Source organism: Vibrio ouci (assembly GCF_004551525.1).
GTDB classification, from domain to species: Bacteria; Pseudomonadota; Gammaproteobacteria; order Enterobacterales; family Vibrionaceae; genus Vibrio; species Vibrio ouci.
The window spans coordinates 1-10,383 of the sequence record NZ_SATR01000069.1; the positions used below are offsets into that span (position 1 = coordinate 1).

10 protein-coding genes and 2 pseudogenes are annotated in these 10,383 nt (G+C 46.1%); 4 read left to right on the plus strand and 8 right to left on the minus strand.

The annotated features are described in order from the left end of the window. The first annotated feature begins 174 nt into the window (after positions 1–174). Positions 175–1,134, plus strand: coding sequence for a hypothetical protein (locus ELS82_RS22340; protein ID WP_134837415.1), 960 nt, complete (start codon positions 175–177; stop codon positions 1,132–1,134). Positions 1,135–1,424: 290 nt separating this feature from the next. On the opposite strand, the pseudogene ELS82_RS22345 reads toward ELS82_RS22340, so the two are convergent. Further along, positions 1,425–2,116 (minus strand): annotated as a pseudogene (locus tag ELS82_RS22345) (ISAs1 family transposase). Between the two features lie 709 nt (positions 2,117–2,825). Here ELS82_RS22345 and pnuC point away from each other — a divergent pair. Both pnuC and ELS82_RS26445 read left to right on the plus strand, forming a co-directional pair. Further along, positions 2,826–3,422, plus strand: a complete 597-nt coding sequence (pnuC, locus tag ELS82_RS22350) for a nicotinamide riboside transporter PnuC (RefSeq protein ID WP_134837416.1) — start codon at positions 2,826–2,828, stop codon at positions 3,420–3,422. Between the two features lie 124 nt (positions 3,423–3,546). Beyond that, on the plus strand, positions 3,547–3,696 hold the full coding sequence (locus ELS82_RS26445; protein WP_167489466.1) for a hypothetical protein: 150 nt from the start codon (positions 3,547–3,549) through the stop codon (positions 3,694–3,696). A 147-nt stretch (positions 3,697–3,843) separates the two neighbouring features. Here the strand turns inward: ELS82_RS26445 and ELS82_RS27390 are convergent, their stop codons facing one another. The 5 genes from ELS82_RS27390 to ELS82_RS22370 form a co-directional block, all read right to left on the minus strand. Next, positions 3,844–3,966 carry a hypothetical protein gene (locus ELS82_RS27390; RefSeq protein ID WP_279630716.1) on the minus strand — a complete coding sequence of 41 codons (123 nt, stop codon included), beginning with the start codon at positions 3,964–3,966 and terminating at the stop codon, positions 3,844–3,846. 114 nt (positions 3,967–4,080) lie between these two features. Beyond that, positions 4,081–4,953, minus strand: coding sequence for a hypothetical protein (locus ELS82_RS22355; protein WP_134837417.1), 873 nt, complete (start codon positions 4,951–4,953; stop codon positions 4,081–4,083). Continuing rightward, positions 4,947–6,167 carry an ATP-grasp domain-containing protein gene (locus ELS82_RS22360; RefSeq protein WP_134837418.1) on the minus strand — a complete coding sequence of 407 codons (1,221 nt, stop codon included), beginning with the start codon at positions 6,165–6,167 and terminating at the stop codon, positions 4,947–4,949. Before ELS82_RS22360 ends, ELS82_RS22355 begins: the two co-directional genes overlap by 7 nt. Beyond that, positions 6,148–7,389, minus strand: a complete 1,242-nt coding sequence (locus ELS82_RS22365; protein ID WP_134837419.1) for an FAD/NAD(P)-binding protein — start codon at positions 7,387–7,389, stop codon at positions 6,148–6,150. The genes ELS82_RS22360 and ELS82_RS22365 overlap by 20 nt, the downstream gene beginning before the upstream one ends. Then, positions 7,379–8,215, minus strand: coding sequence for an aspartyl/asparaginyl beta-hydroxylase domain-containing protein (locus tag ELS82_RS22370; protein WP_167489469.1), 837 nt, complete (start codon positions 8,213–8,215; stop codon positions 7,379–7,381). The genes ELS82_RS22365 and ELS82_RS22370 overlap by 11 nt, the downstream gene beginning before the upstream one ends. A gap of 249 nt (positions 8,216–8,464) precedes the next feature. On the opposite strand from ELS82_RS22370, the gene ELS82_RS26450 reads away from it, so the two are divergent. Further along, on the plus strand, positions 8,465–8,632 hold the full coding sequence (locus ELS82_RS26450) for a hypothetical protein (protein ID WP_167489471.1): 168 nt from the start codon (positions 8,465–8,467) through the stop codon (positions 8,630–8,632). Positions 8,633–9,011: 379 nt separating this feature from the next. Here ELS82_RS26450 and ELS82_RS27395 read toward each other — a convergent pair whose 3' ends face one another. Beyond that, positions 9,012–9,134 (minus strand): hypothetical protein, encoded by a 123-nt coding sequence (locus tag ELS82_RS27395; protein ID WP_279630717.1) that lies wholly within the window; start codon positions 9,132–9,134, stop codon positions 9,012–9,014. Positions 9,135–10,251: 1,117 nt separating this feature from the next. Further along, a pseudogene (locus ELS82_RS22375) lies at positions 10,252–10,383 on the minus strand (IS5/IS1182 family transposase); the annotation flags it as partial.

Below are 10,383 nucleotides of genomic sequence, written 5' to 3' on the forward strand. Positions count from 1 at the left end.
TACGGTCGGAGTGGTCAGAACGCAACTAACAATAAATTTAAGAGTGATTCACAACGCTCGGCGCTCTCACTTCAAGTCAGTTTAGTGTTTATGGCACAATGGTTTAGGTAAGGTGGTTAGCGTTGTTCACACCTTAATTTGGCGTTAGCTTGCAAAGTCAAATAAGGAGTATTTATGAAAAAATATTTAGGGATAGCTATAGCATCACTTGTGAGTGGTTGTAGTTCAATAGGTGGGTTACCTCCGACGTTAGGTGAAAGTGCTGGCGGCTTTGGTTACGTTCCTTTGGACGGTTTAGCAGTACATCAAACTTTAGAAGCTGATAGTTGTGAAAATTGGAGAGGTGTGAAAGAAGTTCACCGCTCTCCTGGCTTCCTTGGCTTTAATGATAAGGGTGAAAGTGGTGTAAACCCATATTTGCCTCTTTTAGAAGCTCTTCCTGATATATCCGTCCGTTTCGCTGTTGCTAGTTTTGACAATACTGGAGGCTTGACATTTGGGCCCGCCAAGGTAACTGCGCAAGGTAAAAACTATAGAGCGATACTAGACTACATCAATGCCGATGCAATTCCTGTCAGCTTATGGATTACTGCTTTTAAAAACAAAGAACCAATCAAAGTAACAGATATGGACAGTGGTTCGTCAGCAGACTATTACGAAGCAGAAGTGTATACAGCTTCAAATGTGAGTGCCCCTTATGATGTTAGTCAGTTAGTCACAATTCCGGTATATGTAGGTATTGGTATGAGACTATCAGCAGATATTACAGCTATTGAGGGAGGGGTTCCTCTAACAAGCTTAGGAGGAATAGGTGTTGAAGCGCAATCTAAACGTTTGACCGGAACCTTGACAGTACAAACGATCGGTATTAGCGGAGAATCTGTAGCAACCTCACTTCCGTTACCAAGCAGCTTGAGTCAGTCAACGATCGAGAATGGAATTTTGTCCATTGGTAGTAATAGAGCGATTGTCTACCGTACAGACTCAGGCTCAAAGGGGATTTATACTGTTCCAAGAGTTGTAGGGATGTATAGTCCTATTGGCTCCGATGCAGCTCTCGTAAATGCGATATATTCTGAACTGTCTAAAAACCCACCTAAATGGGCTCGACCTTGCAAACCGTACACAAGCTAACAAAGCATTTAAGGCTTCAAGATACTTTTTCTAATCCAGTTTTGGCACGTTAGAATCCATACTCTAACGTGCTTTTTGTCCAAAACCTTCACAGGTTGAATTTTTACCCGTTGTGCTTCGGTTTGCGTATTTTTCAACACCCGTACTTGAAAAGTACGTCCGCAATATCATCTTAGTTAAGTTTATCGGAAATATAATCTGCGACAGATTTCTCTAATGAACCTGTAGAATAGCAAATTCCCGAGAACGTTAATGTTTTACCCCTAGGGCGGGAGCATACTTTGATGGATTTATAACCCAAAGAAGACTCTTGCCCTATAATCATCGTTCCAACCCGCTTTCTTCATCTTCACTTTTTGGCTCGGCGCACCACAGTCGCATTGCGTGAGCATATTCATAACAAAACGTCTAAAAAACGCGATGTTTTCAACGGCACCATCTAAAGTGATACGAGAGCTATCTTCTTTAAAAACAACATCTAAAACATAATGTTGGCTGTTCTCGATCCGCCAATGCTGGCGAATATAATGGCCCAGAAGTTTGTGGTTCGGCGACAAAGAACTAATGTAGTAAGAAGTATCTACACTGCCTTTACCGTTGATCACACGATGGCGTTCCACTGCTATTATGCTTCTTACCGTCGGCCATTTCTCCACTAAGTCGTCCGGTAATTTGGCCTTTAGCTGAAACACGTATCGCTCTTCGCTGCGACCATGTTTTTTCTCTTTGATTTCGGTGACTATTTTCTCTTTGCCAGCATCAAAAACCGCTTGGAACTGCTCCACAACAGCCGCTCTAAGCTTTGGCTGATTGTTCTTAACCAGTCGAGCTTTTCTTCTCCAAAAAATTCAATGTCTTGCCAACCTTCGCACCCCGATGCTATAGCGCTGATCACAAGGAACATAACATCGATAAGGTCGTGTTTCTGGTTAATATCCGATCGAGTATCTTCTACAACAGATAAGTGTTCAATAAGGTTCAAAATGACTGTGCTGCTGAGGGTTTGGCACAATTAGATCATATTAGTTAACAAAGTGCGATCCCACCCTGACCTTAGACTACAGAAGTTTCGTAACTACGCAAAGAGTAGGCTGAATGAAATAGTTGTTTTCCTTCGTTCGATCCCCTGTACCCCGCCAAAAATCCAATGAATGATTGGTTACATTGTCACTTTGCGTAACCAAAAAAGGGGTTTTGCGCCCATTTCAGCGAAAAGTCCAATGTGAGCCTACAGCCCTTTATTTATAAGGGCTGGCGGGGATCGCTTACTCTCTAATATCCTTCTTAAGCCACCAGTTCGACCATGCTATCCTCTCTCCAAGGCTCTAAAGACAATTAATGTTGTTTGGGTAGACATGCAATCGACGTCGGTGTTTTTATTCTCCCCCCTCCATAAGCCGTTCTGCACAGGGCGCATCGCAGGCAACAGTGAATATGGTGAATGATGGAGCATAACGTATCGAGGTCATCGTTTTAATTTAAGCTTGATAAACGTAGCGCGGTGATCAACGAACGTGGTGTCGGCCCAATTGGTTGTTGATCGGATGACTGGCAATGGGGCCGATTAAAGCAAGTATTGGTCTATTGTATGATCGCGCGGATTAGAGAGCGGACAAATATCCGCCATGTTGTTTGTTAAGGCACGATAAGATAACCGACTCCCAAACTAAAAAATCGTAAAGGACGTTCTAATGGATTTAGTTGCCTTTGTTGACATCAATAATACCCTGGTCACGATTCCCATCGGGGACGGTTACACAATGAGCTGGATTGAAGCTTTGGCTACGTTTTCCGGCTTGCTCCTGCTGCAAAGCTTTTTCTTCAGCGTCAATATTTACGGTTGGTACATCTGGACTACGCCGAATGCACAAGGTGAAATCCTTGAGGTGCGCTGGTTGAGCAAACCAACCCTATTTCTGCTGGCCGGCGTGTGCATGGTCGCGATCACTCTGCTGACTCTTTATATAGACCCATTCTTCTTCGCCTTGGCAAACGCGGTCCTTTCCGTGGTTGCGCAAATCCTCTTGGTACGAAAGTATGTTGAGAGCAGGTTACTATGGGTTGTGATTTGCACGATCGGCGCCGGTATTTCCGCGATACAAGGCGTGTATGCGATGTCGGTTCAATACGCGATCCTGGTGTTCATTTCCGTAAATGGGATAAGAGCATGGGCACGCACCGCCATACGCAATGGTGATAAAACGCTTGCACAGACGGCCGCCTGGAACACGGTAATGTCGAAGAGTGTATCGCGTTATGACCTGAATACTTTCAACGAGTGCATGTAAAGACAGAATTCCACTTCCACGTGATCCAGGGACAGACGGTGGTATCCGCTATTTTTATTCCGGATTGTGTCTCTATCGCAGTCGGTGAGTATGGCTTTTCTTACGATAAACGAATAAGGACAGAATGGATCTTGAAGAACTTCGTCTGTGGCTTGAAGTCGTGAGCCGCCTTTCCGTTCCGGATAATGGAAAGCAACTGACATCGAGAGAAAAATCCGCTTTAGCGCAAAGTTGCCGGGTGTTGTCAGAAGTCGCCCAACTGTCAGCGGCGTGATTAGACGAAAAGCCCTAACAGGTCGCTATGACTGTATTCGTCGCGCTGATCACCTCTTCATCATCAGCGCGACAGAGTGCCGTCCATGCTGATGCCGTCGACGTTAAATTGGAGCTAAGGTGACGTTCTGGCCGTATGCCCCTTTTATTACGCTAACACCAGTTGTACCAGGTTTAACGTTGCCTTAACCAGTTCTGAGATACTCTCAACCAGCGCGGTGAGGACCGCAATGGTGAGCGTGATCTGGACCAGTTTTCGCTGGCCAGTCATATTGCACTCTCCTTAAAGAGAGGCTTTTTTGTTTCGCGACCTCACGTATGGTCACCCCGACGGTGTTGAGAGCCTGTCTAGCATTACGCAATAGTATGCTAGACAGGCTGACGGTTATTCCGAGCTCTGTCTATTTAGCGTGTTCGATGTCTGCCTGACTCGGTTGGAAGTGGAATACGTCAGGATAAGCAGGACCGCTAAGCCCATCAGGCCACTTTCTATAACGGAGGCGTGGCGATACAGGATAGACTCAAACAAATAGCTGGTTGCTGGGATGATTGACAACATACACACGGTTAAAATGGGTCTGGTCACTTCCATCCCTTTCTGCAGTAAATAAAAGGGTAACACAAAACCGAACAGCGACAGTGGCAGTATGTTCCCGTAGTCAATGTTATAGGCTACGTCAGAGTCTGTTGAGATCACGAGTAACGTGGCGATAGCCCCAGACAGTAGAAAGCGAAAAGCAAGCATTTCATCCACCGATAAGTAGCCCATATTATCGGAATGAGACTTAAATGAAATCACTGCCGCGCCAATACCCGCTACGCCAGACAGTAACAGCCCCACGATGAATGGTTGATCCATATCGTTGGTGTGGAAGGCGAACGCTAGTGTGACCATGACGATGGCGACGGCCTGGAGCAACCGAGTGAGTGATTCTCGCGTTAGGATCGACACGACGACAAGCGCAATCGATGCTTCAATCAGCGCAGCACTGGAAGCTGGTAGATACATCAATGCTAGGTGAAATGCCAAGAAGGCGAGTAACGTATAAACGTTCATCTTCGCTAAGGCGATCACTTTTACTCTGTCGATCACCAAAGGTTTGGAGACGATCAGTTTGCAGAAAAACACGAATGAGCAAAGAAAGAATGACATCGAGGAAAATGCCATGATTTCTTGATTGCCCAATTGGAAGCTAACGCGAGAAAGGGCAAAAGCTTGCAGTGCCACAGAAGCAACGATTAATCCTAAGCCTAGCATAGCGGCTCCTCGATCAGATAAAGGCCGTCGTCCTCCAGGTTTTTCAACCGTCTTAACGACTGTTCAAACACCGCTTTTGATTCATGGGCAATATAGGCTATCCCAAAGTCTCCTGTGGTTAACTTGGGATTCTCGGTGAAGTCCCCGACGTCTGGTAATTGCCTTAAACTGTGAAAAGCTGGTAATCGTCTGATTTTGTTTAGATTACTTCGGTTCCTTATGGTCCCTGCTTGATGCCCTCGCAAATACACCATTGCGAAGTGCATTTTTTTTTCTTTACTGACCCCAACCCGGTTGAGAAATTGTTGTGGCTCAAAAATAGATTCAGCCCACAAGGATGCGTGACTGTAGCCGATCCCATAGGAGAAGGCGTCGATGAAGAGATCCGGTCCCATTAATCGATAATTCACTTCGATTAGTGATACGCCCGATCGTGATACTCTCACCTCTGTGTGAGCTGCGCCATTTTCTACGCCGAGAGCATCAAGACAGTGGGACACATATTCAATGATGTCTTTACTGAGCCCTTTATCATAGTGGATGTCAGTTGCCGTGATCTCCCGATAAATGGGGATCCCGTCAACTTCCTGGAGGTTGACTTTGAGGATGTCTCCAAACACGTGTTGAGAACCCAAACTGACGGTATTTACGACGTATTGCTGACCCTCAATATATTCTTGAACCATGACTTGTGAATTCATGTTTCCAAGCAAGTTCTCTTGGTTAACCAGTGCGTCGACTCGGTGTTGAACGCTGGCTAAGTCGTCACATCTAAAGCACCCGTCACTGCCCGCACTATTGATGGGTTTTACAAACAAGGGAAATGCCTCTTTAGGGTAGTCGGGTAACTGGTCAACGCTATTGACCAAGGCAAACGGTGCGGTATCAACGCCCTGAGAGCGCAAATGTTTCAGCATGCTCACTTTATTGGATCTGACCTGCGCCCTGTCAGGGGCGTGACCTTGTAATCTCAAGGCAGATGTGACGGTGTCGACGTGAGTAACCGCGAACTCGCTTCCCGAGATCACGAGATCGCAATTCAGGGCTGCGACCTGACTGATCAACTGGTCGGTGGTGACGAAAGTAAAGGTATCGCCATCATAAACGCAGCGGAATTGTTCATCTAACGCCACAATGACCTCGGCCCCATAGTCCTGTAAAGCCTCGATGAGACAAGGGCCACTGGATAGAGGGTTAACAACACAGATCTTCATATTGGGCTCTCCTTTCTTTCATCATCAAGCTAATGTTTTTCTTATTGTTTTGTGTAATGTAACGGATGTAGTTAACGACCAAATCCACATCTCGGTTAAGCGCGCCTGATGCGTAAATGCCGTAACGTGACAAGGTCTCAACATCAACATTTACCTTTGAACTGGGTTCATAGGTAATCTGGACGACATGGTCGTTCATAGTCAGTTGTGGCAGCAAGGCGTCACCACCATCGAGGTGGAGTGTCCTTTCTTTGGGGGAGAGGTAGTCGTATTTATTCCCTTTGAGGATTGTGAGTAAGCCTTGATCAATAAATTGCTGGATAAGCACGGCATTCCCATAAGTGAAAGCGCTCAAATAGCGTTTTATAATACGAGGGGCTAACATTAACGTGCGCCTGATGAGCGGGGTCGGCTTGTGCATATTCCGTTGAAGCATATCACCGATCATATCTTGCCAGGTATTGGTGCCGGACTCGTGGATATCTCTCGTGAGCTTGCTGTAGGCATTAAGTTTTCTATATTCCAAACTTTTGGCCTCTCTCAGTTGTCGAAGTGCGACGCGTTCAGAGAAGCGGGGGCCATCCCGACGCTCATAGAGGCGGGTTCTCACACTAGGAAGCTCGCCTGACGGAGACACCATGGTTGTGTGGACGCCTTTTGAACAAAGGTAGATGCTGAGATCAATAGCGGAGAGTTTAGTACCAAACACCACTGCGTTTTTCGCATTCTCGACTTCGCTCTGATCCACATCATACGCCGATGGTCGGGTAGGTCCGAGACAGAGTAAGCAGTTATCATAGGGGTAGCGTTGCCCACTTGACGTAATGATCTCTCGCGTTTGATGGTTAATGGCGTTAACGCTAAGATTAACCACCTCAGTTCGTCCACATTGTGCATCAAACTGTCTCCGATGTTGTTCAAATGTGCGGACTAGATATTCGACGAAGAGACTGCGGGGTACATAATCCTGAGGCGTGCAGGCATATCCCTGACGGACGCAATAGTGATAGAAATCCATTACGTTATCGGCATCAATAGAATTAAGCTCAACAGGGGTATTGCAGAGCATTCTATCAGAAAACGCGGAGAGTCCGCTGCCCTTCCCAACTCCGCAGGCGTCAAACACGGTAATTCGGTTAAACGCCCCGCTACGGATCGCCGAGATATAGGCACTGATGCCCGCCACGCCGCCACCCACGATGGCCAGATGTTTAACTTTCATGGTGCCCACTTACGATCATGATACTTTTAATGTGTTGATATATTTCATGATTGTTCGGGTTGACGCGAACATCGAATACCTGATCCAGTAACGGATAAAAGGCGGAGTGAGGCACCTTGCGCTCAAAACAGAACTGATTGAGTATCGCCATTATGTCTTTAACACGATGGCTGGGCGAATATTGGTTGAGTGTCAGTAGTGCGCTAACGAGCGCATCTTCCATAGGTTTGTTTCTCACTAGTGGCGTTGAGATCGGAGGGTGATCAAGAAGTGGTGTCGACTTAAACAGTCGCTCGAAAGGCTCATGGGGAGAAAAATCTATCATCAGGCACAGTTTGCCACTGGGGCTTATTGAGGTAGCGCTGTGCAGTTCGCGGCCATCCAAAAACCACACGTCTCCTGCCTCCATCTGATAAACAACGTCCCCCTCGGAGTTCAGACAGGTATCATCAATATCTAAAACCACATGGAGGCGAGTGAAGCCGTTTTGGAATTCCAGGTAATCGAAGTGCGGAAGGATCATCCCTCCTTTGCATGAACGAAGGAGGCGGACTGATTTGATGTGACGGCATTCGAAGTGATCGTTGATCATTCTGTTAATGTTATGCAGATCCTTTCCTGTGTCATTTATCTGTGCGGATCCCTCATACTCTTTTGAGATGGCATCGCCGTTGCGCCCATCTTTGTTCCAAATTGACAGGGTTTCCCATATGCCGTAGCCGTATTCTTGATAAGCCTGATCGAAATTTAAAGCGCGTATATCATTCAAATCTTCTGATTGAAGGTATTTACTTATCCTGATTTGATACAACTTTCTAGATGCCACTACTTTTCCTATTGATTCTTAAGCTGAAATGAATATTTTGCCAGTGGATGGCAGTGTAAATCCCGTCTAATAAATTTTAATGAGTAATAACAATCATTATGTTTGGCTCCCCCCACATTCCGTTGACATTCCTTTGGGTTACCGAGACAAAGAAACGAGTCTGTATATATATACAGACATTTATGATAATTGTGTCTCTATCGCAGTCGGTGAGTATGGCTTTTCTTACGATAAACGAATAAGGACAGAATGGATCTTGAAGAACTTCGTCTGTGGCTTGAAGTCGTACGCCGCCTTTCCGTTCCGGATAATGGAAAGCAACTGACATCGAGAGAAAAATCCGCTTTAGCGCAAAGTTGCCGGGTGTTGTCAGAAGTCGCCCAACTGTCAGCGGCGCGATTAGACGAAAAGCCCTAACAGGTCGCTATTCGCGCTGATCCCTTCTTCATCATCAGCGCGACAGAGTGCCGTCCATGCTGATGCCGTCGACGTTAAATTGGGGCTAAGGTGATGCTCTGGCCGTATAGAACGACAATGTTGTGTTTAATGTCGAGAATAAGATGAGTAAGAAGTAGAATACTTCGCCGGATCAAAAACACACTCCTCAGCGAAACAAGGGATATTGCATAGGTATGCGTCTGAACCATGAGTCATCAAAGGGCGATGACGATGCCTATGTTTTACTGGCGCCAGAGCGATTTGCGCCAAGGCTGGAGCACGGAGTAGCGTGAAACGATGGCGGCTTTACAGTCAAACCTCCAAGCTGTGCCAATAAAAGCGGCGTATGCCCCTTTTATTACGCTAACACCAGTTGTACCAGGTTTAACGTTGCCTTAACCAGTTCTGAGATACTCTCAACCAGCGCGGTGAGGACCGCAATGGTGAGCGTGATCTGGACCAGTTTTCGCAGGCCAGTCATATTGCACTCTCCTTAAAGAGAGGCTACTATTTATTGTGGATTTGTACATGAGCAGCCCCGTTAAATGAAAGCAAGTGCTTCAACACTTACCGGATAACGGGGCTTTCTTGTCTCTGTACCTCCAGCATGGCTTTCAGCACAGAACTGAAAGCCGCCAAGTTGAATACTACGGACTTGCCAAGGCATCATCAACCCAACGGCCCTAGAGCCCAGACCTTCCCTTTGCTGCTAACGAGTGGTAATGGACGGCATGACCTTGTTCGTCAAGGCTTAGTGCTGATAAGCTATTTGAATTAATAATTATCATTTATGACTAATAATTCATCAAAATGATGCCCGATACACTAAAGTTAAATACGGTCCGTTTACGATGGTGAACGCGACTCTCTAAGGCTTAGCATACAGTCCTCTTCTTAAACAGAGGCCAAAATGTGGTAAACGAGAAGCCCCGTTAAATGAAAGTAAGTGGTCAACACTTGCCGGATAGCGGGGCTTTCTTGTTTCGTGACCTCACTTATAGTCACCGCGAATTCGCTCCCGGAGAGCACGAGTTCGTGACCCTATTGACCTCTGTCTCACAGTGCTGCAAAGCCTCGATGAGACAAGGGCCACTGGATAGAGGGTTAACAACACAGATCTTCATATTGGGATCTCCTTTCTTTTATCATCAAGCTAATGTTTTTCTATTTGTATTGTGCTGTGTAACGGACATAGTAAACGACCAAATCCACATCTCGGTTAAGCGCGCCTGATGCGTAAATGCCGACACGTGACAAGATCTTCAACGTTTACCCTTGAACTAGGCTCATAGTCAGTTGTGGCCCGCCATCGAGATGGTGGGGCCTTTCGTTGGGTGGGAGGGCGTCGTATTTATTCCCCATTCCGTTGACACCCTTTCGGGTTGGGGTAGTTACCTCATAGCTACGTAAAGTGCCAACAATTTAGAGGTGTAGGTAGTTAGGTAGGAAATCCATTACGCACCTTTTTTGTGTTTTGGGTGACAGAAAAAGCAGACAAATAGGAAAATAGCGAATGCAAAAAATTGAATGTAGCTAGGTAGTGGCTTTGTTTCCTAATTCTTCTGAGCGATTACGTAGCCTTCCTAAGAGTGGCAGCGTTATTTTATTAAAATCGTTTCAGGCATACCAAGCTCGGTCATCTTGTTCAACGCTTTAACCATTGCGTATGCTTCTCCTACTTGGGCGTTGTAACTTCTTAAACTCAAAGAGTTACCCAACAGCTTTTTTTG

Coding starts and splice junctions, on each gene's coding strand:
- ELS82_RS26450 (WP_167489471.1), top strand. CDS start 8,465: ATGGATCTTGAAGAACTTCGTCTGTGGCTTGAAGTCGTACGCCGCCTT.
- ELS82_RS27395 (WP_279630717.1), bottom strand. CDS start 9,134: ATGACTGGCCTGCGAAAACTGGTCCAGATCACGCTCACCATTGCGGTC.
- ELS82_RS22365 (WP_134837419.1), bottom strand. CDS start 7,389: ATGAAAGTTAAACATCTGGCCATCGTGGGTGGCGGCGTGGCGGGCATC.
- ELS82_RS22340 (WP_134837415.1), top strand. CDS start 175: ATGAAAAAATATTTAGGGATAGCTATAGCATCACTTGTGAGTGGTTGT.
- ELS82_RS26445 (WP_167489466.1), top strand. CDS start 3,547: ATGGATCTTGAAGAACTTCGTCTGTGGCTTGAAGTCGTGAGCCGCCTT.
- ELS82_RS22360 (WP_134837418.1), bottom strand. CDS start 6,167: ATGAAGATCTGTGTTGTTAACCCTCTATCCAGTGGCCCTTGTCTCATC.
- pnuC (WP_134837416.1), top strand. CDS start 2,826: ATGGATTTAGTTGCCTTTGTTGACATCAATAATACCCTGGTCACGATT.
- ELS82_RS22355 (WP_134837417.1), bottom strand. CDS start 4,953: ATGCTAGGCTTAGGATTAATCGTTGCTTCTGTGGCACTGCAAGCTTTT.
- ELS82_RS27390 (WP_279630716.1), bottom strand. CDS start 3,966: ATGACTGGCCAGCGAAAACTGGTCCAGATCACGCTCACCATTGCGGTC.